Genomic DNA, 26,408 nt, shown 5'->3' with positions numbered 1-26,408 from the left:
TTTGGTGGCTCCCGTCATCGCCGCTTCACAGGCGCATTTTATGCTCGCCAGCCATTCCAGGCGGCGGGAGCGCTATCTTGTCGACGCGCGGCCCGTTGACAAGCCCAAAATTGCGCCGGCCCATGCCATTTTGACGCATTGCAACAAAAAACCCCGGGCGGATCATAGAAAAGGCACGATGGACAGCCGGGCCATCACGGCGGGCAGGGCAGCCGTGACATTGCGTTCGGCCAGATCGATCCGCGGCACGGCGCAGCCGGCGACCTCCTCGCTGGCGTCCTCCTGGAAGCGGGCGATTTCGCCAGCCGGCAGCAGGCGCACATGCAGGTCGACGACGCAGGCAGGTTCGAACGGCAGCTTCCGTGGGCCAAGTCCCGGCACTTCGGCGAGGCCGGCGATGGTGGCGGGCGCTCGGCACACCAGCCGCCCCGCATGCGCCTCGGCGAAGAGCTGATCGTCGCCGACCAGCCTCGAGAACAATCCGAGCTGGCGGCAATGGTCGATCAGCGTCAGCGCCAGCGTTGTCTTGCCCGAACCGGATGCGCCGCTGACCATGATGCCGCGCTCGCCGATCAGGATCGCCGTCGCATGGATGTTTTCAGGCGGCACGGTCGGCAATCATGCTTCGGCCGGCAGCGTCACGACGAAGCGCGCGCCCTTGATCTCGCCGGGCTTGGTGCCGGGGATGTTCTCGGCGGTCAGCGTGCCGCCATGGGCCTCGACGATCTGCCTGGAGATCGACAGGCCAAGGCCCGAATTCTGGCCGAACGCCTCGCCGGCCGGCCGGTCGGTGTAGAAGCGTTCGAAGATGCGGTCGATGTTGTCGGCGCGGATGCCCGGACCATTGTCGTCCACGGTCAGGATGTTGAACTTGCCGGCGCGCGCCAGCGACAGGCTGATGTGGCCATGGTCCTCGGGAACGAAGGAGCGCGCATTCTCGATCAAATTGGTGACGACCTGGCCGATGCGCAGATCATGACCGGCGACGAAATAGCCTTTGACGCCCTGCGGCAGCTTGGCGACCTTGAGTTCGATCTCGACGGCCTTCTTGTTGCGCGTGGTCTCGCGCGACACGGCGACGAGGTCGGTGATGAATTTCTTCAGGTCCACCGTCCCCGCATCTTCGCGCGCGAGTTCGGCGTCGAGACGGGAGGCATCGGAAATGTCGGTAATGAGGCGGTCCAGACGCCGGACGTCATGCTGGATGATGTCCATCAGCCGGCTGCGCGAATTGTCGTTCTTGGCCAGCGGCAGCGTTTCCACCGCGCTGCGCAGCGACGTCAGCGGGTTCTTCAACTCATGCGACACGTCGGCGGCGAAGCTTTCGATCGCCTCGATGCGCGCGTAGAGCGCGTTGGTCATGTCGCGCACGGCGACTGACAAATTGCCGATCTCGTCCTGCCGGTCGGAAAAGTCGGGGATCTCCTCGCGGCTCTTGACGCCGCGCCGGACCCGCACCGCCGCCGCCGACAGCCGGCGCAGCGGATTGGCGATGGTCGAGGCCAAAAGCATGGACAGGATGGCGGTGACCAGTGCCGCGATGCCGAAGACGCGCAGGATCGCCTTGCGTTCGGCGGCGACGATCTTGTCGATGTCGCCGCCTTCGGTCGACAGCATCAGGACGCCGAGAACGGCGCGGAAGCGCTGGATCGGCACCGCCACCGAAACGATCTGCTCGCCCTGTTCGGAGACGCGCACGATGGTCGACGGACTGCCGGTCAGCGCCTTCACCACTTCCGGGAAGGCAGCGCCGTTGCCGCCCGGTTGCTCATGATAGACCGGCAGGTCGGTGTTGCGGAAGAAGTCGAAGATGAACTTCTGCACGCGCTCGACAAGGTCGGGCTCTTCCTCTTCGACCGGCGGCAGGTCATAGCGCAGGATCTGGCCGCGCGAATAGAGATGGCGCGAATCGAGCAGCAGATTGGCGTCGCGGTCATAGATGCGGGCTCGCGTACGGGTCGGCGAGATCAGCCGCCGCAGCACCGGCGCGACACGTTCGGGATTGATCGGAAAGTCCAGATTGTCGAGCTGGTCGGAGCCCGGTCCCAGGCTTTCGCCGGCCTGCAGCTCGAGCAGCTTTTCCGGGTCGATGCTGATCGAATCGGTCTCGACCGTCGCCGACGCCGCGATCGCGCCGGCGATGATCTCGCCCTGCGTCATCAGGCTTTCGACGCGGGCATCGATCAGCCCGTCGCGGAAGGTGTTGAGGTAGAGGATGCCGGTGACGAGCACTGCCAGGCCGGCAAGGTTGAGGAACAGGATGCGCCGCGTCAGGCTGGAAAAGATGTGATGGCCGAGGAAGCGGCGCATTGGCACCGTGATCTTCGAGACGAATGACGGCATGATGCGCGACGGCCGCCTGGCGCCCGTCGGTCTTGTTCGCTGTGCTTCCACTGCCATCGAATAGCAGGCCCTGTTTAGTGAGTAGGCGTTAGGCAGTAGGGAATAGAGAAATGGCTGAGATTCTCTACTGCCTAATCCCTACTGCCTATTCCCTATTCACGCTTCTCGGAACCGATATCCCACGCCATAGAGGGTTTCGATCATCTCGAAGTCGTCGTCGACAGCCTTGAACTTCTTGCGCAGCCGCTTGATGTGGCTGTCGATCGTGCGGTCATCGACATAGACCTGCTCATCATAGGCCGAATCCATCAGCGCATCACGGCTTTTTACGACACCGGGACGCTGCGCCAGCGAATGCAGGATCAGGAATTCGGTGACGGTGAGCGTCACCGGTTCGCCCTTCCAGGTGCAGGTGTGGCGCTCCTGGTCCATGACGAGCTGGCCGCGCTCGAGTGAGCGGGCCTGCTGGCTGGGCGCCTTTGCCGCAGCCTCGCGGGCACTGGCACGGCGCAGCACGGCGCGCACCCGCTCGACCAGCAGGCGCTGCGAGAACGGTTTGCGGATGAAATCGTCGGCGCCCATCTTGAGGCCGAACAATTCATCGATCTCGTCGTCCTTGGAGGTCAGGAAGATCACCGGCAGGTCCGACTTCTGGCGCATCCGGCGCAAGAGCTCCATGCCGTCCATGCGCGGCATCTTGATGTCGAGAATGGCAAGATTTGGCGGACGTGCCGCCAGGCCTTCCAGCGCGGACGCACCATCCGTGTAGGTCTCGACGCGATACCCCTCGGATTCGAGGGCGATCGACACCGACGTCAGAATGTTGCGGTCGTCATCGACAAGCGCGATTGTTGCCATTTCAAGCGGCTCCCTCATGAGCTGTCCCTTCTTTCGTAGAGAAGGGGCTTTTGCAGGACAAATTAGGTACAAAATGTGGCATAGGCCTTGTCCGCTGTCACGCGCGGGGTGCCGCAGGCCACAATCCTACCTCGACATGGATTGGACGAACGAACAGCGCCAATCCTTTGGGCAACCGTGAAACTTTTCGCATATATAAACGATTTAAACAACTTTCAAAATATTTAAATCGATTAATGATTTGATATCATTTGGCTTTTCTGGTTTTGACCATCTCAGCCCACACTGCGGGCGTGCCGGAAATGCGCCGGCAAAGATGCGGCAAATCGTAGAAGGGACACCAATGTCGGAAGTCGGCAAACGCAATCCTGCTTGCCCGATCGATCGTATCGGCCTGAAAACCACCGGTATGGTGCGCTACAATTTCGGCGCGGCCGCCCTTTACGAGGAGGCGATCCGGCGCGGCGAGGCCCGGCTGACCGCGCATGGCGCGCTGGTCGCCGAGACCGGACAGCACACAGGCCGTTCGCCCAAGGACAAGTTCGTCGTCCGCGACGCCGCTACCGAGGCGCATGTCTGGTGGGACAACAACAAGGCGATCTCGCCGGCCCAGTTCGAGACGCTGCTCGCCGATTTCCTCGCCCACGCCGCGGACAAGGATCTCTATGTTCAGGACCTCGTCGGCGGGGCCGATGCCGAGCTGAAACTGCCGACGCGCGTCATCACCGAATTTGCCTGGCACTCGCTGTTCATCCGCAATCTTCTCATCCGCCCGGACAAGGCCGAACTCGAACAGTTCGTCCCTGACATGACGATCATCGACCTGCCGTCCTTCCGCGCCGACCCCGCCCGCCACGGCAGTCGCACCGAAACGGTGATCGCCGTCGACCTCAGCCGCAAGATCGTGCTGATCGGCGGCACCTCCTATGCCGGCGAGATGAAGAAGTCGGTGTTCACCATGCTCAATTATCTGTTGCCGCAGAAGGGCGTTATGCCGATGCACTGCTCGGCCAATGAGGGACCGGCCGGCGACGCCGCCGTCTTCTTCGGGCTTTCGGGAACCGGCAAGACGACGCTGTCGGCGGATCCGTCGCGCACGCTGATCGGCGACGACGAGCACGGCTGGGGCCCGCACGGCATCTTCAATTTCGAAGGCGGCTGCTACGCCAAGACGATCAAGCTGTCGGCCGAAGCCGAGCCGGAGATCTTCGCCACCACGCGGCGCTTCGGCACGGTGCTGGAAAATGTCGTGCTCGACGCCGATGGCGTGCCGGACTTCAACGATGGCCGCCTCACCGAAAACACACGCTGCGCCTACCCGCTCGACTTCATCCCCAATGCCTCGAAGACCGGGCGAGCCAGTCATCCCAAGAACATCATCATGCTGACCGCCGACGCCTTCGGCGTGATGCCGCCGATCGCGCGGCTGACCCCGGCGCAGGCAATGTATCATTTCCTCTCCGGCTACACGGCCAAGGTGGCCGGAACCGAAAGGGGCGTCACCGAACCCGAAGCGACGTTTTCGACCTGCTTCGGCGCCCCGTTCATGCCGCGCCACCCGTCGGAATACGGCAATCTGCTGCGCGAGCTCATCGCCAGCCATGGGGCCGATTGCTGGCTGGTCAACACCGGCTGGACCGGCGGCGCCTACGGCACCGGCAAGCGCATGCCGATCAAGGCGACACGCGCTTTGCTTGCCGCCGCCCTCGACGGGTCGCTGAAAACAGGCGAATTCCGCACCGATGCCAATTTCGGCTTCGAGGTGCCGGTGGCGGTGCCTGGCGTCGACAGCGCCATTCTCGATCCGCGCTCGACCTGGGCCGACAAGCCTGCGTATGACCGGCAAGCGGCAGGACTGGTCGGCATGTTCGCCGTCAATTTCGAGAAATTCGAGCCGCATGTCGATGCTACCGTCATGGGTGCGGCGCCCCGCATGCAGGAAGCGGCGGAATAGTCGTCACGTCGCTCAGCACCATTGAAGGCCCGGTTTCGATCGGGCCTTTTCTTTTGTCCGCCGCCGCGCCATGACTGCGGCATGCCGATCGACGACAACATCATCATCGCGGACGAAGCCGTGATCCATCCGGGCGACCTGCACGAGGATTTCATCCGCTCGTCCGGTCCTGGCGGCCAGAACGTCAACAAGGTGGCGACCGCCGTGCAACTGCGCTTCGACGCGGCCAACGCGGCCGGCCTGTCGGAACGCGTGCGTGCGCGCACCATCAAGCTTGCCGGCCAGCGCGCCACCAAGGACGGCGTCATCGTCATCGAGGCCGGGCGCTTCCGCACCCAGGAGCAGAACCGGGCCGATGCCCGGGCAAGGCTCACGGCGCTGGTCGCCAAGGCCGCCGAACCGCCGCCGCCGCCGCGCAAAAAGACGCGGCCTTCGAAAGGCGCTGTCGAGCGGCGGCTGAAGAGCAAGGCCGGACGCGGCACCATCAAGAAGCTGCGCGGCCGGGTGGAGAACGATTAAGCATTGCACCCGGCGCGTGCATAAAACGGCTTTTCATTTGACGCCCTAGATGCAAGGTTTCGCCATTGCCACAGCAAGGGAGACCAGACATGGGCATGTTCGATTTCGTCAAGAGCGTCGGCAAGAAGCTCGGCATCGGCGGCGACGAGGAAGCCGCACCCACGGCCGACACGCTCAAGAAGGAGCTCGATTCACACAAGCTCGGCACCGATGGCGTGCAAGTCGTCGTCCAGGGTGACACGGCGGTGCTGAAGGGCGTGGTCAAGGACCAGTCGATCTTCGAAAAGGCGGTTATCGCCGTTGGCAACACGCTCGGCGTCTCCAAGGTGCAGGCCGACGAATTGCAGGTCGCGCCGGACGCCGGCAAGGCGGCCGCCCCGGCCAAGGAACCGACCTTCTACACCGTGCAGAAGGGCGACAATCTCTGGAAGATCGCCGAGAAAAGCTACGGCAAGGGCCAGGGCGCCAAGAATACGACCATCTTCGAGGCCAACAAGCCGATGCTGACCCACCCCGACAAGATCTATCCGGGCCAGGTGCTGCGCATCCCCTGATTCGGCTGCCAGGCCGTCTCGAAACGGCGAAATCAGGCGCCGCGCATCCGCAAGGACGCGCGGCGTTTTCTATTTTACCAGCGGCGCTTCAGCGAAGCCGTGATGTTTCGGCCCTGACCCAGATAGCAATAGCCGCTGTTGCACACGACAGCGCGTTCATCGGCGATGTTGCGGACGGCGAAGGCGGCGGAAACGCCTTCATATTTCTTGTCGACGGCGCCGAAATCATAGGACGCCGAGGCGTCGAGATAGACCGCGGCATCGTTCTTGGAGGTGTTTGACGTGTCGGTATAGGTGGCGCTCTGCAGCCGCACGCCGGCTCCGACCGAAAAGCCTGGAGCGGCACTGCCCTCGTCGAATCTGTAGTTGGCCCAGAGGCTTGCGACATGCGCGGGCGTCACGGCCGGAACCTTGCCGATCTCCACGGCCGCGCCGTCAGTGATCTCGGCATGGTTGTAATTGTAGGCCGCGATCACATCCAGCCCGTTCATGATGGCCGCACGCGCCTCAAGCTCAAAGCCATCGCTGGTGACTTCGCCCAGAGCGCGGTAGGTGCCCGAGTTGGCGTTGACGACGACCGGCTTGTTCTTCTCGACGAGATGAAAGGCAATCGCCGACAGCAGGATATCGGTCCCCGGCGGTTGGTATTTGACCCCCAGCTCGAACTGCTCCCCCTTCGTCGGCTGAAGGATGCCGCCCGACACGGATTGGTTCGTGACCGGCTCGAACGAGGTCGCATAGCTCGCGAAGGGCGCAACGCCATTGTCGAAAAGATAGAGGGCGCCAGCCTGCATGCTGAAAGCGTTCTTGTTCAAGCCTTCGGAACTGCCGTTACCATATTGACGCGTCTGCTCGACCCAGGTCTGCCGGCCGCCGAGCGTGAAGCGCCATCTGTCGAGCTCGATCTGATCCAGCGCGTAAAGACCGGTCTGGCGCAGATCCGCGTCGGATGTCGTGAAATTGTAGTCCGGCGTCGGGCCGGAAACACCGTAGGTCGGATTGCCGATGTCGAAATCATAGGCAGGATCGACGGGACCTATCCCATAGCCGAAGGACGAAGTCAGGTTCGTATAGTCGAGGCCGAGAAGCACCGTATGGGCGAGCGCGCCGGTGTCGAACTTCGCCTCGATCTGGTTGTCGGCCTGGAATACGTTCATTTCGTCGCGGATCGAATTCGCATACCGATGTGCGACGGTGTCCGTCCAACTCGCGACTGCAAGATAGCGCGACCTCAGGTCGAGATGGGAATACCGGCCGTTCTGGCGGAACGTGATGCCGTCGCCGAAATCGTGTTCGAATTTGTAGCCGACCTGCTGCTGCCGGATCTTCTGATAGTCGTAGTCCGGGTCGCTTGAGCGCAGGGCATGAACCTTTCCCGACGGATCGGTGATCGCGGCGACACTGGTATCGGTCTCGTCGGCCTGCACCAGCCCGTAGATGGTGAAGGAGGTCGCGGCATCCGGGTTCCAGGTCAGCGATGGCTGCAGGAAATAGCGGTCGTCGGCGATGTCGAAATTGGTGTCGCCGTTTCGCGCCAGGCCGACGATCCGGTAGAGGAATTCGTCGCTGCCTTCCGTGACCGGCCCGCCGAAATCGAAGGCCGCCTGCGCCCTGTCCTTGGTGCCATAGAGCAACTGGACTTCGCGGATCCTGTCCTCGGTCGGCAGCTTGGGCACCTTGTTGACGATGCCGGCCGGCGTTCCCGCGCCGTAAAGCACCGACACCGGTCCCTTGATGACCTCGACGCGTTCGAGCGAATAGGGGTCGGTGCGGAAGGTGCCGTAATTGATGTAGGGCTGGCGCAGGCCGTCCTTGTAATCGCCGAGCGTGGTGGCGTCGTAACCTCTGATATAGATCTGGTCGAAGCGCGGATCGAAGCCATATGCGCCGGTGCTGACGCCCGCCGAATAGCGCACCGCCTCGATGATGTCCTGCGCGCCGCGCTCCTCGATTTCCTTGCGCGTCACCACCGAGACGGAGCGCGGCGTTTCGATCAGCGGCCTATCCGTCTTGGTCGCGCCGGAACTGCGTTTGGCGGCCACTGTCTTGTCGTCATCCCGGGAGTTGACCCGGCCACCCTTGCCGGTGACCGTGATCGGCTCGAGCGTGCCGTCTTGCGTCTGGGTGGGCGCTTGCTGCGCGAGCGCCTGATGAGCACCGAGCAGTGCCGCGAGACACGTCGTGGCGAGCAATCCCCGGCACCAGACCTTGCCGCCGCCGATCGAGTTAGACCCCTGATGAAATGTCAAGCCGATATGCCTCGCTCTTTGCCATTCGCCGCCGGCGACCTCTCCCACTCGCCGGCATCCAGAATTGTTGCCTCAAACACTCAAGTTAAAAACTTGACTATGAAATTCATGTTTATCCGTCAACCGCCTTTCGCGGAGCGGGGCGTGAATTCACATCGGCACCTGCGGTGACACTGGCGACGGCTTTCGGGTCGCTGTTTTCCGTAGATGGTGGCATCTTGCCGTCTCGAACCATCTCAAGGTGCGCTATTCCATGCTCGTTCTGCCCAACGGCGTCCGCCACATGCCGGCCTATCTCTCCCGCGCCACCCAAGAGGCGCTGGTCGAGGCGGTGAGAGGCATCGTCCAGCGGGCGCCGCTGTTCGTGCCGGCCATGCCGCGCACCGGCAAGGAGATGAGCGTGCGCATGACCAATTGCGGCCCGCTCGGCTGGGTCACCGACAAGGAGCGCGGCTATCGCTACCAGCCGACGCATCCGCTGACCGGGGAGCCATGGCCGCCGATTCCGCAGGGCCTGCTCGATCTGTGGCGGCAGGTGTCGGGATATCCGAATCCGCCGGAGGCCTGTCTGATCAATTTCTACACGGCGGATGCAAAGATGGGCCTGCACCAGGATCGCGACGAGGCCGACTTTTCGGCGCCCGTCGTCTCCGTGTCGCTGGGCGATGATTGCCTGTTCAGGGTCGGCCAGACGACGCGCGACGGCGCCACCAAATCGTTCAGGCTGAAGAGCGGCGACGTCGTCGTGCTTGGCGGCGAGGGCCGTCTCGCCTTCCACGGTGTCGACCGCATCTATCCCTCGACCTCGGCGCTGCTCAAGAATGGCGGTAGGATCAATCTGACGCTGCGGCGGGTGACCAAGCCGCACGAGAACGGCTTATGAGCCGACCTTGACCCACGTTCCTATCAAGCAGCCGCCACTGCTTGGCAAGGCCGCCATGCAGGGTCCTCCCGACCGCTGTTACGCCTCGATTTCGAGCGCCGACAGCGGCTTCGAGCAGCAGGCAAGGATGAAGCCGTCATCGATCTCGTGATCGAGGATGCCGCCATTGTGGCTCATTTCGACGGCGCCCGAGACTTTCTTCACCTTGCAGGTTCCGCACAGGCCGAATTCGCAGGCCGCGGGTATCCGCACGCCGGAGGCGCGCGCCGTCTGCAGAACGGTCTGCCCGGCGACGCACTCGGCATCGACATCCGAAAGCGCGAAGCGGATCGGTGTTGCTTCGACGGGAACGGCCACGCCGTCTTCGCCGGGCGACGCGAACGGTGCCGGGACCTCCTCCATCACGGGTGCGGCAAAGCTCTCCTGATGGTATTTCGTCATGTCGAAGCCGGCGGCTTCCAGCATGCCGCGAACGGCGCGCATGAAAGGATCCGGACCGCAGCAGAAGATCTCGCGTTCGCGGAAATCGGGCGCCAGCAGCGGCAGCCGGATCGCGTCGATGCGGCCCATATGGCCGTACCAGCCCTCGCGGCTCGACCGTTCCTCGATCATGAAGCCGAGCGACAGGCCCGGCATATGGCCGCCGAGCAGTTCGAGCTCCTTGCGGAAGATGATCTCTTCCGGGCGTCGCGCGCAGTTGACGAAGCCGACATCGGTCCACGGCGCGCAATCGTTCAGCCAGCGCAGCATCGACATCATCGGTGTCACGCCGGAACCGGCCGAGATGAACAGATATTTGGCCGCCGGGTGGCTGTGCAGCGAAAAGTCGCCGTTCGGCCCATAGGCCTTGACGTGCGAACCGGGCACCAGATGATCGAACATCCAGCGTGTGCCGATGCTGCCGGCCTGCGCCTTCACCGTCACCGCGATCGAGAACGGCCGCGACGGCGAGGACGACAGCGTATAGGTGCGCATCAGCGGCCCGTCCGGCGTCGGCAGTTCCAGCGTCACGAACTGGCCCGGCTTGTAGCGGAACCAGGTCTGGTTGTCGGAGCGGAAGGTGAAGGTCTTGACGTCAGGCGCCTCGTCGCTGACGCCGATCACTTCCAGCACCTGCAGCCTGTCGTTCCAGGGCGCCATCTGATCAAGATGGCGATAAAGGCCAAGGTCAGTCATCGCGTTCATCCCTCAACCTCTCAAGCGACACTGCGCAGCGCAGGCCGGCCGTCATCGGCAAGGCGCGGACCGATGAAGCGCGCGTACCAGTCGACGAACTGGATCACGCCGCCCTCGTGCAGCTCCGAGTAGGGACCGGGCTCATAGGCCGGCGACAGGATGCCGAAGGCGTTTTCCTCGACGATGCGGCGGTCCTGGTCGTTGGTCTCGGTCCAGACATGGGTGAGTTCGGCAAGATCGTAGTCGACGCCCTCGACCGCATCCTTGTGGACCAGCCACTTCGTCGTCACCGCCGTTTCCGTCGCGCTGATCGGCAGCACGCGGAAGGTGACGGCATGATCGATGAGGATATGGTTCCAGGTCGTCGGGTAGTGATAGTGCATCAACGTGCCGATGCGATCGGCCGAGACCGTGTCAGACAGGTTCTTCTTCACCGCGCGCTTGCCGTTCATCGTGTAGCTGACAGCGTCGCGCAGCAGCGGCGCGCGGGTGGCGCGGTATTGCCCGGCCGGGTCGATGCGGAACTTGCTCGGCAGGCCGGCGGCCTCGCATTTGGCCCAGTGCGCCAGCATCTCCGGATCGCTGTCGGCGCCTTGCACGCCGGTCACCGTCGGGGCTTCCGGGAAGGTCTTGCACAGCTCCGGATGGTTGCCGGCGCAATGGTAGCACTCGCGGTTGTTTTCCCAGACGAGCTTCCAGTTGCCCTTCTCGACGATCGTGCTCTCGAAGGCGATCTTTGCTTCGCCGAGCCGGTGCGGCTTGAGATAGGGTTCGATCATCGCCCGCATCGGCGCGAAGTCGGCCGGCTCCTTGGCCAGGCAGATGAAGACATAGCCGGCCACGCTTTCGCAGGCGACCGGCTTCAGGCCGAACTGGCTCTTGTCGAAACCGTCGGCCATCTGGCGGGCAAACAGCAGCCTTCCGTCCAGCTCATAGGTCCACTGGTGATAGGGGCAGACCAGCTTGGCGGCCATGCCCCTGTCGGTGTTGCAGACACGGCTGCCACGATGGCGGCAGGAATTGTGGAAGGCATTGATCTTGCCCTGCTGATCGCGCACCAGCACGACCGGATAGTCGCCGATCTGCACGGTGATGAAGCTGCCGGGCTTGGGAAGTTCGCAATCATGGCCGATGAACAGCCAGTCGCGATACCAGATCAGCTCCATGTCGAGCTTGAAGAAATCGGGATCGGTGTAGAAGGGCTGCTCGAGCGAGAAGCCCTCTCTGCGGCCGTTCAAGAGCCTCAGCATATCGTTGCGCGCATCCATGTCCTGTCCTCATGCTTCAAGGACTGAACTGGTGGTGATTGAGGAAGGATTAGACGCAGAACGGCAAAAGCCGGGCATGCGCCGTCCGCCTCTTGACCGCCCACCGCGATCAGTCGAGTTCAAAAATCTCGGGCTGGTTTCCGGGCTCTGGAGTGTCCTTGCGGACGGTCGCGACACCTTCCCAGGCTTTCGCCCAGTGGTCTCCCGTTGCGACTTGAACTCCACCACCGTTGCGGGGGCAGCGCCGGACTTTGACCGGCTTCCCAATTCTCCGCCCCGTCGTCACGAAGCGGCACCTGAGATGACATGATCTAATCACGACAGCGTTTGCGACATCGGCATGAAAGCGACATCGCATCCATGTGGCGCGACACGCATGCGCAACGAACAGGGCACGGACAGCCCTCACGAAAATCGCCCCCGGTGGCGGCGGTGCCGTTCGGCAAGATCGACCCGGAACCGGCGCAAAAAAGGTTAACGGTATCGAAAAGTGACTATTAGCAAAGTCTAAAATCGAACCGAACGGTTCGTTTCTGTTGACGGTGCGTGCAGGACGGTGTGAACGACGGGCCCCCGATACAGTTGGTGATCGCAGCACTGGTTTTAGCTAACAGTCTGATATCAAGTAGGAAAATGTTTCACGTGGACCGCCTTGGCGCAATTTCAAGTGGTGAATCCTTGGTCCACACGGAACAACTTCGTGATTGGAAACGGCGAGAGGGCTTTCCCACATCGGGGCTGTCCGAACGACGCGATTTCAATCCCAAGACACGCCGCTAGACGGACGGAAAAAATACTGGAGTACTAAAAATGAAAAAGATTGTTCTCACTGCCGCCGCCCTTCTGGCAATTTCCGGCAGCGCCTTCGCTGGTAGCGACCACTATGGTTCGAATGCCGCCGCAGCCACGGCTGTCGACAGCTCGTACACCGCTTCGACCAAGAAGTCGGAACCGGCTGCTCAGACGCCTGCCCAGGGCGCCGATCACAACCTGTTCGGCAACAACTAACAACCGATGGCGGCTGGTGGCGGGCTTTTCGCCCGCTGCCACGGCTGACCTCAAGAAATTCAGGAGACTATCATGAACAAGATCATCCTTGCTGCCGCCGCCGTCCTGGCCATTTCCGGCAGCGCCTTCGCCGGCAGCGACAACTACGGTTCCAACGGTGCCAACCAGCCGGCCGCTGCGGTCGACAATTCCTACACGGCTTCGGTCGGCAAGTCGGCTCCGGCCACCCAGGCTCCTGCTCAGCAGGGCTCCGACCGCAACCTTTTCGGCAACAACTAACAACCGATCGCGGCTAGCGGCGGGCTTTCCGCTCGCTGCTCCGGCCGATCTTAAGAAATTCAGGAGACTAAAATGAACAAGATCATCCTTGCTGCCGCCGCCGTTCTGGCTATCCCCGGCAGTGCTTTCGCGGGCAGTGACAATTATGGCTCCGATGGCGCCAACCAGCCCGCCGTAACTTCGATCGACAACTCGCGTACGGCTTCGATTCGCGAGAACGGCTCGCCTGTCTACAAGCTGCTCAATTCGTCGGGCGACGTGCAGAAGTCCGCTCCTCAGGGCAGCGACCGGAACCTCTTCGGCCGTTAACAGCCGAAGCTGATTTCCAAGAAAGAGCGGCGAGCCTAGCCCGCCGCTCTTTTTTGTGTCGCTTTGACCCGGCAGTGCGTGCGGCCTCAGGCCGCTTTTGCTTCCGGCTTTTGCAGCGCGAAGGAATGTCCGTCCGCGTCGAAGATATGCAGGTCCTCGGCGTTGGCGCTCAGCCGCAATGTCGAACCGCGCTTGACCTCGACATTGCCCGGCAGTTTGGTCACCAGCGGCAGGTCGGCGCGGCCGATGTCGACATAGACCAGCTGGACCTCGCCAAGCTGCTCGACATAGTCGACCGTTCCCTCGAACAGATACTCCGTATCGCTGGCGATGATCAGGTCTTCCGGCCGCACGCCGAAACTGACCGCCGCGCCCTTGGCCGAGGCGGGCGTCGTGATCGGCACCGTCGCCTTGCGACCGCCGACATGGCTGACGACTGTCGGGTTGCCGGTCTTGTCGATGGTTGCCGGCAGGATGTTCATGGCCGGCGAGCCGATGAACTGGGCGACGAACAGATTGCCGGGTTTCTTGTAAAGGTCCATCGGCGTGCCGACCTGTTCGACATGGCCGTCCTTCAGCACCACGATGCGGTCGGCCAGCGTCATCGCCTCGACCTGATCGTGGGTGACATAGATCATCGTCGTGTTGGGCATCGATTCCTTGAGCTTGGCGATCTCGATGCGCGTCGCGACGCGCAGCGCGGCGTCGAGGTTCGAGAGCGGCTCGTCGAACAGGAACACTTTCGGATTGCGCACGATGGCGCGGCCGATGGCGACACGCTGGCGCTGGCCGCCCGACATCGCCTTGGGCAGCCGGTCGAGATATTTGGTCAGCTGCAGGATTTCCGCGGCCTGGCGCACGCGGCGGTCGATCTCGGCCTTGTTTTCCTTTCCGATCTTCATCGAGAACGCCATGTTGTCGTAGACCGTCATATGCGGATAAAGCGCGTAGGACTGGAACACCATGGCGATGCCGCGCTTGGACGGCGGCACGTCGTTGACCACGTCGCCATCGATCTTGAGCTCGCCCGACGTGATTTCCTCGAGCCCGGCAATAGAGCGCAGCAAGGTCGACTTGCCGCAGCCGGACGGACCGACGAAGACGATGAACTCGCCCGATTTGATATCAAGGTCGATGCCGTGGAGAATGTTGAGATTGCCGTAGGACTTCTTCACTTGTCTCAGATTGACATCGGCCATTGGTTTCCTCCCAGTGATTTCCTCAAGGATTTCAGTCTATGCGCCCGAACCAGGCACCGTAGCCGCCAAGCTCGATCGAACCGGGGTTCGCCTGCCCGGAAAAACCGTGCCCCGGCAAAGGTTGCAGGGATCGGCTGCCAAGGTCAACCTTGGCCGGCCCGGCGCCGAGGTTGAAGACGCAGACGATCTCATCGTTGCCGGCGCGGCGCGTGAAAGCGACGGTGTCGCCCTCGCTCTCGATGAAGGTGATGTCGCCCTTGGCCAGCGCCGGATGGGCGCGGCGGAAGGTCAGGAAGCGCCGGTAGTGCTCGAGCAGCGAACCCTGGTCGCCCTGCTGGACATTGACCGCCTGCGCCAGATGCTTGGCCGGCACCGGCAGCCAGGGCTTGGCCTGTGAGAAGCCGCCATTCTTGGCGCCGCCGTCCCACACCATGGGCGTGCGGCAGCCGTCGCGGCCCTTGAACTCCGGCCAGAAGCGGATGCCATAGGGATCCTGCAGGTCCTCGAAGCGCAACTCGGCCTCGCCGAGCCCGAGTTCTTCGCCCTGGTAGATGCAGACCGAGCCGCGCAGCGACATCAGCAAGGCCGAGATGACCTTGAGATAGGCGACAGGGTCGGCTTCGCCGGCGGCCCAGCGCGAGGCCGGGCGCATCACGTCATGGTTGGAGAACGCCCAGCACGACCAGCCGTCGCTGGCGACCCTGCCAAAGGCTTCCAGCACCGAGCGGACCTTGGCGGCGCTGATCTTTTCCGGCGCCAGGAAGTCGAAGGAATAGCACATATGCACGCGCTTGCCGCCGGCTGTGTAGGCGGCCACGACTTCCAGCCCGCGCTGCGAATCGCCGACCTCGCCGACAGCGGCGGTCGCCGGATATTCGTCGAGCAGGGCGCGGAAGCGCTCCAGGAAGCCGAGGTTTTCCGGGCGGCTCTTGTCGTAGAGATGATCCTGGTAGTTGTATGGATTGACCGCCGGCGCGGTCTGGTCGTTGCGCTCTTCCGGCGGCAGCGGCGGATTGTTTTCCAGGCCCTGGCTGTGGAAGTAGAAATTGATCGTGTCGAGCCGGAAGCCGTCGACGCCGCGTTCCAGCCAGAAGCGGGTGACGTCGAGCAGCGCGTCCTGCACCTCGCGATTGTGGAAGTTGAGATCGGGCTGCTCGGCCAGGAAATTGTGCAGGTAATATTGCTGGCGGCTGGTGTCCCACTGCCAGGCCGATCCGCCGAAGATTGACAGCCAGTTGTTGGGCGGCGTGCCGTCGGGCCTGGCGTCCGCCCAGACATACCAGTCGGCCTTGGCATTGCTACGGCTCGACCGGCTTTCCTTGAACCAGGGATGGATGTCGGCCGTGTGCGACAGCACTTCGTCGATCATCACCTTGAGACCCAGCCGGTGCGCCTCCGCCGTCAGCGCGTCGAAATCGGCGAGCGTGCCGAACATCGGGTCGACGTCGCAATAGTCCGAGACGTCGTAGCCGAAATCCTTCATCGGCGACTTGAAGAAGGGCGAAATCCAGATGGCGTCCGCGCCGAGTGCGGCGATGTAGGGCAGCCGTCCGATGATGCCCTTGAGGTCGCCGATGCCGTCGCCGTTCGAATCCTGATAGCTGCGCGGGTAGATCTGATAGATCACAGCACCGCGCCACCAGTCGCGATCGATGGCGAGGTCGGGGTTCGAACTGGCTTTCAAAGCGGATTGCATGGTCTCAGCCTCCTTTCACCGAGCCGGCGAGCAGCCCGCGGACGAAATAGCGCTGCAGCGAGAAGAAGACGATCAGCGGCACGATGATGGTGATGAAGGCCGATGTCGTCAGGATCTCCCAGTTGCCGCCGCGAGAGCCGAGCAGCGCGTTGAGCTTGGCCGTCAACACGATCTGGTCGGGCGCCGTACCAAGGAAAACCATCGCCACCAACAGATCGTTCCATACCCACAGGAATTGGAAGATGGCGAAGGAGGCCAGCACCGGGAAGGACAGCGGCAGCACGATCTTGACGAAGATCTCGAAGTCGCTGGCGCCGTCGATGCGTGCCGATTCCATGATCTCGCGCGGCAGGCCGGCGATGTAGCTCCTCAGCAGATAGATGGCGAAAGGCAGGCCGAAGCCGGTATGCGCCAGCCAGATGCCGAGATAGGTCTTCGACGGCACGCCGAAGAAAGTGCCGACGCCATTGTAGAGTTTCAAAAGCGGGATCAGCGACATCTGCAGCGGCACCACCAGCAGGCCGATGATGACCGCGATCAGCAGCGCCCGGCCGGGAAACCGCATCCAGGCCAGCGCATAGGCGGCAAAGGCGGCGATCAGGATCGGGATGACGGTCGCCGGGATGGTGACGGTCAGCGAATTCATGAACGAGCGGCCGATGCCTTCCGAGAACAGCACGGTCTGGTAGTTGTCGGTGGTGAATTTCGGTGGCGCCGACGAGGCATAGTAGAGGCGCTGCCCGCGGTCGCCCTCGAACGCCTTGGGCGAGGTCATGACGAAGCTGCCGTCGGCATTGACCTGCAGGGTGACGCCGTCACCGAGGTCGGCCGATGTGCCGGCGGGATATTGCGTCGGTGCCGCCGCCTTGACGCCGAAGGCGCTGATGTTGCGGTGGGCACCGTCGCCGAAAATATTGCCCTCGAGGACGTACTTGCCGTCCTTCTGGGTCTGCGCCGTGGCGGGCGGCAGCCGCCCGGCCTCGGTCTGGCTGGAGCTGGCGAACGAATTCCACCAGCCCGAGGCGACGATCTGGTCCTTGTCGCGCAGCGACGAGACCAGGATGCCGAGTGTCGGAATGGTCCAGATGGCAACAAAGACCAGCACCGCTATGTGGACGCCGAAACGGCTGACGAAGGATTTTCCGGTCGCGACGGCCATCTCAGTGTCCTCCCGTCTCTTTGTTCGCCTGGCGGATGTTCCAGACCATGATCGGGATGACCGCGATCATGATGATGATGGCGATCGTCGCGCCACGGCCGAAATCGCCGCCACCGCGGAACATCCAGTCGAACATCAGATTGGCCAGAACCTGGCTGTTCCACTGGCCGTTGGTCATGGTCAGCACGATATCGAACACCTTGAGCACCAGGATGGTGATCGTGGTCCAGACGACGGCGATGGTGCCCCAGATCTGCGGCACCATGATCTTCCAGAAGATCTGGAACGGGTTGGCGCCGTCGATGACGGCGGCTTCCAGCGTTTCTTCCGGAATGCCGCGCAGCGCGGAAGACAGGATGACCATGGCAAAGCCGGTCTGGATCCAGATCAGGATGATCATCAGGAAGAAATTGTTCCAGAACGGCAGCGAGATCCACACCTGCGGCTGGCCGCCGAAATGCTGGATGATGGCGTTGAGCAGGCCGATCTGCACCTGGCCCTCGCCGCGATACTCATAAATGAACTTCCAGATCACGCTGGCGCCGACAAAGGAGATGGCCAGCGGCAGGAAGATCAGGCTCTTGGCGATAGTGCCCCACCAGATCTTGTCGGTGAGCACGGCGATGATCAGGCCGAGGAACGTGCAGGCCGCCGGCACCACCGCCAGCCACAGCAGATTGTTCAGGATCGAGCGTCGGAGATCCGGGTCGCGCAAGGCCCACTCGTAATTGGCGAGCCCGACGAAACTGGTGCCGCCGCGGTCGAGGAAGGAGAGCCACAGGGTCGCGACCACCGGGTAGATCAGGTAGATGGTGAGAATGATCATCGCCGGGCCGACGAACAGCCATGGCCGCACCAGGCCCTGCCGGCGCAGATTGTTGACTGCAGCCGTGCCGGTGACCCCGCGCGAAGGGAAGGTCAGGTCCAACAGTTTGTTGGCGCCCCAGAAGTAGGCGACACAGCCGCCGACGCCGATGATGATGACGAAAATGGCCGAGAAAATCTGAGCCGCCATGGGTCCCTCTCCCTGCGCATGACCAGCCGGGCAAATGCCGGTGGTCGGATGCACCGACTTTGTGAGTCATTCGGAACAATCGAAACGCGAAGGCTTGCGGCGTATGCCGCCGGTCGGACCCGGGCCGTAGCCCGGATCCTGCAGGAGGATCAGTAAGGTTCTAGCTTGTCCGTTGCGACCTACTTGATGGCGTCCCAGCTCTTCTGGATGTCGGCGGCCACGTCCTGGGCGGACTTGCCGCCGACCAGATCGATCATGCCGGTCCAGAATGAGCCGGCGCCCACCTTGCCGGGCATCAGGTCGGAACCGTCGAAACGCACCGTCGTCGCTCCAACCAGGATCTCGCCCTGTTTCTTCAGCGCATCGCTGCCATAGGCATCCTTGTTGGCGCCCTTGAAGGGGGTGACGAAGCTCTTCTGCGCCATCCACAATTCATGCGCGAGCGGCATCTCGAGGAACTTGATGAACTCGCGCGAGGCCTTGGAATCCTTGGTGATCATCACCAGCGTTCCGGCGACTTCCAGCGGCGTGCCGAGTTCCGGCTTGGAGGCGTAGGGCGGGTAGGGGAAGAAGTCCGCGTCCTGGCCGAGCTTTACGCCCTCCGGGAAGAACGACGGTATGAACGATGCCTGATGGTGCATGTAGCACTTCGGCGGCACGGTGAAGAGGCCTTTCGGGCTGTCGCGGAAATCGGTCGCCGCCACTGCCTTGGCGCCGCCATCCACCATCTTGTCGTCCGTGGCGATCTTGCCGAAGATGTCGATGGCGTTGACCACTGCCGGATCGGTGAACGGGATCTCGTTCTTGACCCACTTGTCGTAGACTTCAGGCGGCTGCGTCCGGAGCATGATGTCCTCGACCCAGTCGGTCGCCGGCCATCCGGTCGCGCCGCCGGAACCAAGCCCGATGCACCAGGGCTTGGCGCCATCGGCGATGATCTTCTTTTCGAGCTCGGCCAGTTCTTCCTGGGTCTTCGGCACCTTGTAGCCGGCTTCCTGGAAATTGTCGGGCGAGTACCAGACCAGTCCCTTCACGTCGATCTTGTAGGGAAAGGCATAGAAAGCCGACTTGCCGTCCTTGCCCGTATAGGTGCCGAGCTTGGCCCAGGAGTCGCCGGCGGCGTAGTTCTCCTTGATCCAGGCGGCGACGTCGTCGCCCAGCGGGGTCAGCACGCCTTTGGAAGCGAGGTCCTGGATCAGGCCCGGCTGCGGCAGGACGGCGATGTTTGGCGGGCTGCCGGCCTGGGTGTCGATGACGATCTGCTGCTCGTAGTTTTCGGACGAGGAGTATTTCACCTCCGCCCCGGTCGCCTCGGAGAAATAGTCGAGCACCGAACGGACAAGCGTCTCATCCTCGCCGCGCCACGGCCCGAAGATGGTCAGCGTCTCGCCCTTGAGGTCGACTTTCTTGAGGTCGTCAAAATTCGCCCAGTGAAAGCGCGAATCCTCACCCGGCTTGAACTTCAGTTCGGCATGCGCGGGCGTATTCAGGGCGAGCGCACCAAACGCAACACCCAGCATAAGCATTTTCTTCATCGGTATTCCTCCCAGTGGGTCACACACACCGGACGGAACCTCCATTCCGCCCGCCGACGCCGCAGGACTGTGACTCAGTCGCAAGGGAACCGCAACCTTTCGAAGAGTCTTCCAAAGCGCTTTGGCTTTTCGGATCACGCCATTGAATCATCCGAAAGTCAAGGGGGTCCGGTAGCTAATCGATTTAATTTTGCGAATTTTGGCGCCGAAAAGTGCAGCGCAGCATGCTTTTTTGGCAGCGCAACAGCAATTTCTTGTTTCAAACCGGCATTAACCCCGACTATGGTCATCGCGATGATGTCGTGCCCTTGTGGCGCTTGGGTCGATTCAATTTAAAAGCGCTTTGAGGGAATGGAGACCGTTGTGAACCTCAAGCAGCTCGCGCATATGCTGGCGCTTTCGCAGACCACGGTAAGCCGGGCATTGAACGGCTACCCGGAGGTCAACGAGGAGACGCGCAGGCGAGTCATGGACGCCGCCAAGCGCCATGGCTATCGCCCCAATCCGAGCGCGCGGCGGCTGGCGACCGGCAAGTCCGGCATGATCGGCTATGTCCTGCCGACAGGCGCGGCCGTCGACATCGATCCGCATTTTGTCGAGTTCCTGTCGGGTCTGGGCGACTATGCCCGCTCGCACGAGCTTGATCTCGTGCTGTCGCCGGCCGATGCCGACGACCAGGAGACGACCTATCGGCGCATCGTCGCCAACCGGCAGGTCGATGCCGTCTATATCTCCTCGCCGCGGCCGCAGGACAGCCGGGTGGCGCTGGTAAGCACGCTCGGCATTCCCTTCCTCGTCCATGGCCGCAGCGAAGGCTTCGACTTCGACTATCCCTATCTCGACATCGACAATGAGGGCGCCTTCCACGAAGCGGCGCGGCTGCTGGTCCAGCTCGGCCACCGGCGGCTGGCGCTGATCAATGGCGATGACCGCGAGACCTTCGCCATCCATCGCGAGCGTGGCGTGCGCCGGGCGCTCGCGGCGAGTGGGCTGACCTTGGGCGAACGCCATGTCTGCTCCGTGGTCATGACCGAAGAGAACGGCTACCGCGCCACCAGGCGTCTGCTCGAGGGGGGCGACGCGCCGACGGCGATCGCCTGCTCCAGCCTGATCATGGCGCTGGGCGTCGTGCGCGCGGTGCGCGACCTCGGCCTCACCATTCCCAGCGATGTCTCGCTGATTGCCCATGACGACGTCTTCCCCTGGCTGAAGCCGGAAAATTTTTCCGTGCCGCTGTCGACGACGCGCTCATCCATCCGCCTTGCCGGCGCCCGCGTCGCCGAGCGGCTGGCGGCGCGGATTTCGGGACTGGAAGAAGGGGCGCGAGGCGAGGTTTGGCCGGTCGACCTGGTGGTGCGAGGCTCGGTCGCCGGCGCGCCGGCGTAGGCCATGGTCCAATCAAGATGAACGACCGGGTTCGCCCGAAGCGGACTCCCAATGCATGTCACTTAAAAGTGACCTCGGTTTTGAAGCGATGAAGAAGGCCTATTAACGACGCTTTAGCCCGCCCGCCCCAACATGGGCCGATGAACATCGATCAGCCCAGCGCGGTTTTCGGACGGCGCGGGCGCGAGAGCCGCGCCCCGGCCACGCCGGTTCACCATGCCGCGAAACCGGCGCGCCCTGTTGGCCATATCGTGTTGCTGCTCGGCCTGACGGGCCTTTTGCTGACGGGTGCCGGTGCAATCTTCTGGACTCTGCCTGGGATAGGAATGGCAAAGGCGGAAGCCGCGCGGGCAGAACAGAAAGTGGTCGAAATCGTCAACCAGCCGGTTACCCATCTTCACCGCTCCGGGTCATTCACGGTGTTTTCGCCAGGCTGGTTTCATCCGGGCGCCACAGAGCCTGACTTCAACAATGTCGACATTCGCACCACGCAGGAACTGACCTATGAGGGCCATGTCACATCAGACCTGAACCCCACCGAGATGTTCAACGGAAGCGAACTCGAATTCAACGCGGTGACCAAATATTTCTACACCGACCGAACACTGCCCAAGAAGCGGCTGTCCGACGCGGAAATGGTCGAGATCAATGGTCTCTACCGCGTCATCGGCCATGATGAGCAGGCAGTGTTGATGCGATGGCTTGTTGTGATCGGGCTGGCTGTCGTCGGGCTCTGTCTTGCATCCGCGTTGGTTCTGCAAATCGGCCGAACCCGGCAACTGCCGGCGAGCTGATCGCTCGACCATGCCGAGATCGGGGGCGGCGCGCTGGCTTTTCGACAACAGCCGTAACAAACCCAATCCGTGCGGCTGTTTCCAGATTGTCACGAACGCTCGACCATATGCTCGACAAGGCGATGTGCCTCTTCGGCGACCGCCAATATTGTGCCTGACTTGCGTGTGGAAGCGAAATCCAACCCGGCGAAGTAGATGCCTGGCCGGGACGCCACGCCATCCTCGTGGAGGGGCTGTCCTGCCGGGTCGAGCACTCCGGGAAGACGCATCCAACTGAAGTCGCCGCGAAAACCGGTACACCACACCACGGTCGTGATGCCGGCCCCCGCAATGTCGAGTGAACCGATGGTTGGGTCAGGCAGAGAAGCCTGGACAGTCTCGGCCGGATCGGGTTCCGCAGCAGGGGCATCGATTCCGGAACGGCTGATATACTCATCGATATGGCGTTTGACGTTGGCGGAGGCTTCATCCGCAAAGCGAACATGTGCTTCGAGATCGTCGGCGAACGAGAGACGACCGCCATCTTCGACACCTGTGAGGCGCCCCAGTAGCACAATACCCTTGGCGCTGAGCGCTTGCAGGCTTATCGTTTGTTGTGCCCCGAGCACACCCCGAGGCGGAATGCGTTTCGCAAGTTGGATGATCTCCTCTCGACGCACATCGAGAAACCCGCTTTCGACGAGCCAGATCATGATGTCGCGACCGCGATAGCGTCGTACCAGCCGCCCGACCCGGCCGGTGGAAAGGAAGACAGTTCGTCCTGCTTCTGCCAAGTCCTCCGCGATCTGACAACCCGACTGGCCGCTTCCGACAACCAGCACCGCTCCATCGGCGAGACCGGCGGCGTTGCGGTAATCAGAAGCGTCGATCTGGCATAGGCGGGGCGTCAACGAAGCCGCCCAAACCGGGCGTACCGGACAATTCAAGTGACCGCTTGCGATCACCACGTTCCGTGCCAAAAATGTGCCGCGCGAGGTGGTGAGCCGATATTCGCCCTTCTCGTGCCCGCTGGCCAGTTCGGTCACCACCGTCTCTGGTTCGACCGGTAGCCCATTGCGCTTGGCGAAGTCCTCAAGGAGGGCAACGAACTGGTTGCGTGTCAAGGCGCCGGATGGATCTGAACCTTCATAACGGTCGCCCGGCATGACGGTCTGCACGTTCGGAGTGTTCATCCGGAAAGAATCCCACCGTTGTGTGAGCCAGGTCTCTCCGATGCGACCCCGTTCCAGCACACTATGGCGCAGGCCCCGTCGTGCCAACGAATAGCTCACGCCCAGACCGGCCCAGCCGGCCCCCACCACCACCGCATCAAGGACATTGGCGCCGCTCGTCATTTGCCACTGGCCTCGACGTCAGCGTCATTGTGGCGTTTCGAGGCGGGCGCCTTGCGCGCTGACCGTGGCGTCTTCGCGAGCGGCCCACCACAGAGACAGCGGTCAATGCCGCCTGAACGTAGCAACGCCATCCGCATAGGCCCCTCCCGCAGGAGAGAAGATAACATCTCCGTCGGCTCACGCCACGGTCAAATCCGGCAAAGGGCCTTGGACCTACTCCTTCGCCACCTCGGCGGCCTTGATGTCCAGCAGCCCGTAGCCGAAGTCGTTGTCCCGCCCCTTGGGGCCGAGATCCTTGGCCGTGGCCGCCAGCGCTTTCTCGATGTCGTCGGCGGTACGCTCGGGCGACGCATGGATGAGATTGGCGATGGCGCCGCTGACGATCGCCGCGGCGAACGAGGTGCCGGTGACGACATCGGAGCCGGCGCCGCTTGGCGCCACCATCTCGACCCCCGGCGCGGAAATGAAGACATAGGCGCCGCGATTGGCTTGCGGCATCAGGGCGTCCTTGGCGTCGGTCGCGGTCACCGCGATGACGCCGTCGAAGGCGGCCGGGTAGCCATAGGGCGCCTTCGGCCCGTTGTTGCCGGCGGCGGCGACCAGCACCATGCCGAGCGCGCGGGCATTGCGGCAGGCGGCGCCGAGCAGGTCGTTCTTCGGCCCGACGAAGCTCATATTGATGATGCTGACATTCTGTTCCGCCGCCCAGTCGAGCGCCGACAGGATGACGTCCATGGTCGACTTGCCGCCTTCGAAGGCGCGGGCGTGATAGATCCTGGCGCCCGGCGCCATGCCTTCCAACGCGCCGACGCCGGCGATCAGCCCGTCGATCGACGTGCCATGATCGCGCTTCTCGACCGGCACGTCGGGCATGGCGTCGAACTGCGCGGCGATGACGCCGGCCAGCGCCGGATTGGCGTCGTCTATGCCGGTATCGATGACCGCAACCCTGACATTCTCGCCGCTGGCCTGCTTGGCATCGAGCGCGATGCGGTCGAAGGCGTAGTTGACGATGCCGGCGGCCTGCTGCAGCGAATAGATGTGGTTGGGCTCGCGCCGCTGCGTGCGGCCGTCGGCGGCGAGCTGCGCCAGCACGACGCCGACCGGGCGGCCGTCGGGAATGCCGAAGCGCACCAAAGTCGTGCCAAGCAGGCGCGACTGGCGCTGCGAGCGCACTTCGAGGCCGAAGGAAGCAGCGATCTGCTGAACGGCACCGGCATCGCCGTCGACCGTCACCAGCACCTCGTCGGGCACGAACTCGCCGGCCACGGCGCGCGGCGGTTGGACGGCGATGAGATCGGTCGGCGAGACGATCGGCCCGTTGGCCGGCGGGCCGGGCTGGTTGTTGGCGGGCGGTGTCGCCGGTTCTGGTCGCGGCGTGGGCACCGCTGCCGGAGGCTCGGCCGGATTGGGAAACAGGTCGACGATCAGGGCGGGGAGGAAGACGGCGCCGGCCTGGGCAGGACCCGCACCGCCGGCGTTGGCGCCGCTGCCGTCCTTGGCGCAGTCGGCTGCCGTAGCATTGGCCCCGTTGGTGCAGTCGATCTTCGTCTGGTCGCTGTCGGCGGCGGTGGTCTGTGCCGACGCGGGCATGGCGGCGATTGTCATCGCCGCCGCCAGGAGCGCCGCAAATCGAAGGGCCGCCTCAGCCGCCATCAACCGGTTTCCTTCCCTCGATCACAGTGTCGGCGAACGGCTGGGCGGCAATAAGGCTGAGCTGCTTGGCGTAGTCGGCGGTATTGGCGGCGGGAATGCCGAGCCGGAACACGCCGTCGGCCGTCGGTCCGCCAATGACCTTCATCCCGTTGTTGCCGAGGAATGCCGAAATGTCCGACATCTTCGCATCCGGCTTGAACTTGACCAGGGCGAACGGCATTTTCGCCAGATCGTCTTCAGCGCCGGCAATTTCGAAATCCTTGCCCTTGCCGCCAGGCTGCACCAGCGACTGCACCGCAATCAGCGCCAGCAGGACAGCGGCCGCCGCCCAGGCGACGCCGACCGGCACCGCCATGAAGCGGCCCCAGGCCTGCGCCAGCCAGGACGAGCCGGCAGGCTTGCGTGCGGGGCCGGCCTCGGCATCGAGCGCCCTGGCGAAGCGGCTGAGCGCATCGGCGGGCGGGCGGATGGCTTCATTGGCGGCCGATGTGCCGGAGAATTCGGCCTCGGCCTCGCCAAGGGCGGCGAGCGCCGCCGGATCTGTCGCCAGCCATTCCTCGACCGCTTCGAGGTCGGAGCCTTCCAGCGAGCCGTTCAGGTAGAACGGCAGCAGCGTTTCCATTTCGTCGCGGCGCGACATCTTTTCAGCGGCGCTCATGGCCACCCCCTGTCGTAACCGGCGGCCTTGAGGGCCTCGCCGAGTTTCTTGCGGGCGTAGAACATCCGGGTCTTGACGGTCGCGACCGGAATGCCAAGCACCTCGCCGATCTCTGTCACAGACTGTCCGTGATAATAGGCAAGGTCGATCACCGTGCGGTGTTCTTCCGGCAAGGCGTCGATGAAGCGGCGCAAGGCGGCGGCCTTGTCCTCTTTCATGGTGACGACCTCTGGCGTGTCGGCGCCATCGGGTACCGCGGCCGCCGCCTCGTCGTCGATCCAGTCTTCCTTCTTCTTGCGCAGCAGCGACAGTGCCTTGAACCGGGCGATGCCGAGCAGCCATGTCGAGACTTCGGAGCGCCCCTCGAAGCCCGGCGCCTGGCGCCACAGTTCGAGGAACACCTCGTTCGCGATATCGTCAGCCATCATTTCCGATCCCGTCTGGCGCGCCACGAAGCGGTAGACCCGCGCGTGGTGACGCATGAACAGGAGCCGCACGGCGGCACGGTCGCCCTTCGCGACCCGGTCGACAAGCGCGCGATCGGTCTCCGTCGCTGCCGTCATGGCCGGTCGAGCC

At 63.2% G+C, this 26,408-nt stretch carries 24 protein-coding genes and 1 riboswitch; of the genes, 9 read left to right on the top strand and 15 right to left on the bottom strand.

Features of this window, described 5'->3' with window-relative positions; translation table 11 throughout:
- Nucleotides 1-162: 162 nt before the first annotated feature.
- The 3 genes from JG746_RS02015 to JG746_RS02005 form a co-directional block, all read right to left on the bottom strand.
- Nucleotides 163-609 (bottom strand): HPr kinase/phosphorylase, encoded by a 447-nt coding sequence (locus JG746_RS02015; protein ID WP_202356665.1) that lies wholly within the window; start codon nucleotides 607-609, stop codon nucleotides 163-165.
- Between the two features lie 9 nt (nucleotides 610-618).
- Nucleotides 619-2,400 (bottom strand): sensor histidine kinase, encoded by a 1,782-nt coding sequence (locus tag JG746_RS02010; RefSeq protein ID WP_202356664.1) that lies wholly within the window; start codon nucleotides 2,398-2,400, stop codon nucleotides 619-621.
- Between the two features lie 99 nt (nucleotides 2,401-2,499).
- A complete protein-coding gene (locus JG746_RS02005) occupies nucleotides 2,500-3,201 on the bottom strand; it encodes a response regulator transcription factor (RefSeq protein WP_010912942.1) in 702 nt (233 codons plus the stop codon).
- A gap of 343 nt (nucleotides 3,202-3,544) precedes the next feature.
- On the opposite strand from JG746_RS02005, the gene JG746_RS02000 reads away from it, so the two are divergent.
- The 3 genes from JG746_RS02000 to lysM all read left to right on the top strand — a co-directional run bounded on the left by JG746_RS02000 (nucleotide 3,545) and on the right by lysM (nucleotide 6,228).
- Nucleotides 3,545-5,155 carry a phosphoenolpyruvate carboxykinase gene (locus JG746_RS02000; protein WP_202356663.1) on the top strand — a complete coding sequence of 537 codons (1,611 nt, stop codon included), beginning with the start codon at nucleotides 3,545-3,547 and terminating at the stop codon, nucleotides 5,153-5,155.
- 81 nt (nucleotides 5,156-5,236) lie between these two features.
- Nucleotides 5,237-5,674, top strand: a complete 438-nt coding sequence (gene arfB, locus JG746_RS01995; protein WP_202356662.1) for an alternative ribosome rescue aminoacyl-tRNA hydrolase ArfB — start codon at nucleotides 5,237-5,239, stop codon at nucleotides 5,672-5,674.
- Nucleotides 5,675-5,763: 89 nt separating this feature from the next.
- Nucleotides 5,764-6,228 carry a peptidoglycan-binding protein LysM gene (gene lysM, locus JG746_RS01990; RefSeq protein WP_202356661.1) on the top strand — a complete coding sequence of 155 codons (465 nt, stop codon included), beginning with the start codon at nucleotides 5,764-5,766 and terminating at the stop codon, nucleotides 6,226-6,228.
- Between the two features lie 74 nt (nucleotides 6,229-6,302).
- Here lysM and JG746_RS01985 read toward each other — a convergent pair whose 3' ends face one another.
- Nucleotides 6,303-8,483, bottom strand: a complete 2,181-nt coding sequence (locus JG746_RS01985) for a TonB-dependent siderophore receptor (protein ID WP_244730850.1) — start codon at nucleotides 8,481-8,483, stop codon at nucleotides 6,303-6,305.
- A gap of 247 nt (nucleotides 8,484-8,730) precedes the next feature.
- Here JG746_RS01985 and JG746_RS01980 point away from each other — a divergent pair, with 247 nt between their 5' ends.
- A complete protein-coding gene (locus JG746_RS01980; RefSeq protein ID WP_202356659.1) occupies nucleotides 8,731-9,360 on the top strand; it encodes an alpha-ketoglutarate-dependent dioxygenase AlkB family protein in 630 nt (209 codons plus the stop codon).
- A gap of 78 nt (nucleotides 9,361-9,438) precedes the next feature.
- On the opposite strand, the gene JG746_RS01975 is transcribed toward JG746_RS01980, so the two are convergent.
- Both JG746_RS01975 and JG746_RS01970 read right to left on the bottom strand, forming a co-directional pair.
- Entirely contained in the window at nucleotides 9,439-10,536 is a 1,098-nt protein-coding gene (locus JG746_RS01975) for a hybrid-cluster NAD(P)-dependent oxidoreductase (protein ID WP_202356658.1), read from the bottom strand.
- Between the two features lie 20 nt (nucleotides 10,537-10,556).
- Nucleotides 10,557-11,804: an aromatic ring-hydroxylating oxygenase subunit alpha gene (locus tag JG746_RS01970; protein WP_202356657.1), complete on the bottom strand. Its 1,248-nt coding sequence runs from the start codon at nucleotides 11,802-11,804 to the stop codon at nucleotides 10,557-10,559.
- Between the two features lie 114 nt (nucleotides 11,805-11,918).
- Nucleotides 11,919-12,119, bottom strand: a riboswitch (cobalamin riboswitch).
- Between the two features lie 495 nt (nucleotides 12,120-12,614).
- On the opposite strand from JG746_RS01970, the gene JG746_RS01965 reads away from it, so the two are divergent.
- The 3 genes from JG746_RS01965 to JG746_RS01955 all read left to right on the top strand — a co-directional run bounded on the left by JG746_RS01965 (nucleotide 12,615) and on the right by JG746_RS01955 (nucleotide 13,400).
- Complete coding sequence (locus tag JG746_RS01965; RefSeq protein ID WP_202356656.1) at nucleotides 12,615-12,812, top strand: DUF680 domain-containing protein; 198 nt, start codon at nucleotides 12,615-12,617, stop codon at nucleotides 12,810-12,812.
- A 72-nt stretch (nucleotides 12,813-12,884) separates the two neighbouring features.
- Nucleotides 12,885-13,091, top strand: a complete 207-nt coding sequence (locus tag JG746_RS01960) for a DUF680 domain-containing protein (RefSeq protein WP_202356655.1) — start codon at nucleotides 12,885-12,887, stop codon at nucleotides 13,089-13,091.
- 72 nt (nucleotides 13,092-13,163) lie between these two features.
- Nucleotides 13,164-13,400, top strand: a complete 237-nt coding sequence (locus JG746_RS01955) for a DUF680 domain-containing protein (protein ID WP_202356654.1) — start codon at nucleotides 13,164-13,166, stop codon at nucleotides 13,398-13,400.
- Between the two features lie 86 nt (nucleotides 13,401-13,486).
- On the opposite strand, the gene JG746_RS01950 is transcribed toward JG746_RS01955, so the two are convergent.
- From JG746_RS01950 to JG746_RS01930, 5 genes are all read right to left on the bottom strand, one after another.
- Complete coding sequence (locus JG746_RS01950) at nucleotides 13,487-14,599, bottom strand: ABC transporter ATP-binding protein (RefSeq protein WP_202356653.1); 1,113 nt, start codon at nucleotides 14,597-14,599, stop codon at nucleotides 13,487-13,489.
- 31 nt (nucleotides 14,600-14,630) lie between these two features.
- Nucleotides 14,631-16,295: a beta-galactosidase BglA gene (gene bglA, locus JG746_RS01945; RefSeq protein WP_202356652.1), complete on the bottom strand. Its 1,665-nt coding sequence runs from the start codon at nucleotides 16,293-16,295 to the stop codon at nucleotides 14,631-14,633.
- A gap of 4 nt (nucleotides 16,296-16,299) precedes the next feature.
- Nucleotides 16,300-17,454 carry a carbohydrate ABC transporter permease gene (locus JG746_RS01940; RefSeq protein WP_202356651.1) on the bottom strand — a complete coding sequence of 385 codons (1,155 nt, stop codon included), beginning with the start codon at nucleotides 17,452-17,454 and terminating at the stop codon, nucleotides 16,300-16,302.
- A 1-nt stretch (nucleotide 17,455) separates the two neighbouring features.
- Nucleotides 17,456-18,469 carry a carbohydrate ABC transporter permease gene (locus tag JG746_RS01935; protein ID WP_202356650.1) on the bottom strand — a complete coding sequence of 338 codons (1,014 nt, stop codon included), beginning with the start codon at nucleotides 18,467-18,469 and terminating at the stop codon, nucleotides 17,456-17,458.
- Nucleotides 18,470-18,648: 179 nt separating this feature from the next.
- Nucleotides 18,649-20,004: an ABC transporter substrate-binding protein gene (locus JG746_RS01930; protein WP_202356649.1), complete on the bottom strand. Its 1,356-nt coding sequence runs from the start codon at nucleotides 20,002-20,004 to the stop codon at nucleotides 18,649-18,651.
- A gap of 363 nt (nucleotides 20,005-20,367) precedes the next feature.
- Between JG746_RS01930 and JG746_RS01925 the strand changes: the two genes are divergently transcribed.
- Nucleotides 20,368-21,390: a substrate-binding domain-containing protein gene (locus tag JG746_RS01925; RefSeq protein WP_202356648.1), complete on the top strand. Its 1,023-nt coding sequence runs from the start codon at nucleotides 20,368-20,370 to the stop codon at nucleotides 21,388-21,390.
- A gap of 140 nt (nucleotides 21,391-21,530) precedes the next feature.
- Complete coding sequence (locus tag JG746_RS01920; protein ID WP_202356647.1) at nucleotides 21,531-22,184, top strand: hypothetical protein; 654 nt, start codon at nucleotides 21,531-21,533, stop codon at nucleotides 22,182-22,184.
- A gap of 89 nt (nucleotides 22,185-22,273) precedes the next feature.
- Here JG746_RS01920 and JG746_RS01915 read toward each other — a convergent pair whose 3' ends face one another.
- The 4 genes from JG746_RS01915 to JG746_RS01900 all read right to left on the bottom strand — a co-directional run bounded on the left by JG746_RS01915 (nucleotide 22,274) and on the right by JG746_RS01900 (nucleotide 26,395).
- Nucleotides 22,274-23,518 (bottom strand): flavin-containing monooxygenase, encoded by a 1,245-nt coding sequence (locus tag JG746_RS01915; protein ID WP_202356646.1) that lies wholly within the window; start codon nucleotides 23,516-23,518, stop codon nucleotides 22,274-22,276.
- A gap of 213 nt (nucleotides 23,519-23,731) precedes the next feature.
- Nucleotides 23,732-25,174, bottom strand: coding sequence for a S8 family serine peptidase (locus tag JG746_RS01910; protein ID WP_202356645.1), 1,443 nt, complete (start codon nucleotides 25,172-25,174; stop codon nucleotides 23,732-23,734).
- Nucleotides 25,164-25,832: an anti-sigma factor gene (locus tag JG746_RS01905; protein WP_202356644.1), complete on the bottom strand. Its 669-nt coding sequence runs from the start codon at nucleotides 25,830-25,832 to the stop codon at nucleotides 25,164-25,166. Before JG746_RS01905 ends, JG746_RS01910 begins: the two co-directional genes overlap by 11 nt.
- Nucleotides 25,829-26,395 (bottom strand): sigma-70 family RNA polymerase sigma factor, encoded by a 567-nt coding sequence (locus tag JG746_RS01900; protein ID WP_027040618.1) that lies wholly within the window; start codon nucleotides 26,393-26,395, stop codon nucleotides 25,829-25,831. The genes JG746_RS01905 and JG746_RS01900 overlap by 4 nt, the downstream gene beginning before the upstream one ends.
- Nucleotides 26,396-26,408: the final 13 nt, after the last annotated feature.

This window comes from Mesorhizobium sp. 113-3-3, assembly GCF_016756495.1.
Lineage (GTDB): Bacteria > Pseudomonadota > Alphaproteobacteria > Rhizobiales > Rhizobiaceae > Mesorhizobium.
This window is presented reverse-complemented; position numbering and strand designations above follow the sequence as displayed.

Coding starts and splice junctions, on each gene's coding strand:
- JG746_RS01950 (WP_202356653.1), bottom strand. CDS start 14,599: ATGGCCGATGTCAATCTGAGACAAGTGAAGAAGTCCTACGGCAATCTC.
- JG746_RS01905 (WP_202356644.1), bottom strand. CDS start 25,832: ATGAGCGCCGCTGAAAAGATGTCGCGCCGCGACGAAATGGAAACGCTG.
- JG746_RS01970 (WP_202356657.1), bottom strand. CDS start 11,804: ATGGATGCGCGCAACGATATGCTGAGGCTCTTGAACGGCCGCAGAGAG.
- JG746_RS02000 (WP_202356663.1), top strand. CDS start 3,545: ATGTCGGAAGTCGGCAAACGCAATCCTGCTTGCCCGATCGATCGTATC.
- JG746_RS01935 (WP_202356650.1), bottom strand. CDS start 18,469: ATGGCGGCTCAGATTTTCTCGGCCATTTTCGTCATCATCATCGGCGTC.
- JG746_RS01975 (WP_202356658.1), bottom strand. CDS start 10,536: ATGACTGACCTTGGCCTTTATCGCCATCTTGATCAGATGGCGCCCTGG.
- JG746_RS01900 (WP_027040618.1), bottom strand. CDS start 26,395: ATGACGGCAGCGACGGAGACCGATCGCGCGCTTGTCGACCGGGTCGCG.
- JG746_RS01980 (WP_202356659.1), top strand. CDS start 8,731: ATGCTCGTTCTGCCCAACGGCGTCCGCCACATGCCGGCCTATCTCTCC.
- arfB (WP_202356662.1), top strand. CDS start 5,237: ATGCCGATCGACGACAACATCATCATCGCGGACGAAGCCGTGATCCAT.
- bglA (WP_202356652.1), bottom strand. CDS start 16,295: ATGCAATCCGCTTTGAAAGCCAGTTCGAACCCCGACCTCGCCATCGAT.
- JG746_RS01940 (WP_202356651.1), bottom strand. CDS start 17,454: ATGGCCGTCGCGACCGGAAAATCCTTCGTCAGCCGTTTCGGCGTCCAC.
- JG746_RS01920 (WP_202356647.1), top strand. CDS start 21,531: ATGAACATCGATCAGCCCAGCGCGGTTTTCGGACGGCGCGGGCGCGAG.
- JG746_RS01965 (WP_202356656.1), top strand. CDS start 12,615: ATGAAAAAGATTGTTCTCACTGCCGCCGCCCTTCTGGCAATTTCCGGC.
- JG746_RS01915 (WP_202356646.1), bottom strand. CDS start 23,518: ATGACGAGCGGCGCCAATGTCCTTGATGCGGTGGTGGTGGGGGCCGGC.
- JG746_RS01910 (WP_202356645.1), bottom strand. CDS start 25,174: ATGGCGGCTGAGGCGGCCCTTCGATTTGCGGCGCTCCTGGCGGCGGCG.
- JG746_RS02010 (WP_202356664.1), bottom strand. CDS start 2,400: ATGGCAGTGGAAGCACAGCGAACAAGACCGACGGGCGCCAGGCGGCCG.
- JG746_RS02005 (WP_010912942.1), bottom strand. CDS start 3,201: ATGGCAACAATCGCGCTTGTCGATGACGACCGCAACATTCTGACGTCG.
- lysM (WP_202356661.1), top strand. CDS start 5,764: ATGGGCATGTTCGATTTCGTCAAGAGCGTCGGCAAGAAGCTCGGCATC.
- JG746_RS01960 (WP_202356655.1), top strand. CDS start 12,885: ATGAACAAGATCATCCTTGCTGCCGCCGCCGTCCTGGCCATTTCCGGC.
- JG746_RS01955 (WP_202356654.1), top strand. CDS start 13,164: ATGAACAAGATCATCCTTGCTGCCGCCGCCGTTCTGGCTATCCCCGGC.
- JG746_RS01930 (WP_202356649.1), bottom strand. CDS start 20,004: ATGAAGAAAATGCTTATGCTGGGTGTTGCGTTTGGTGCGCTCGCCCTG.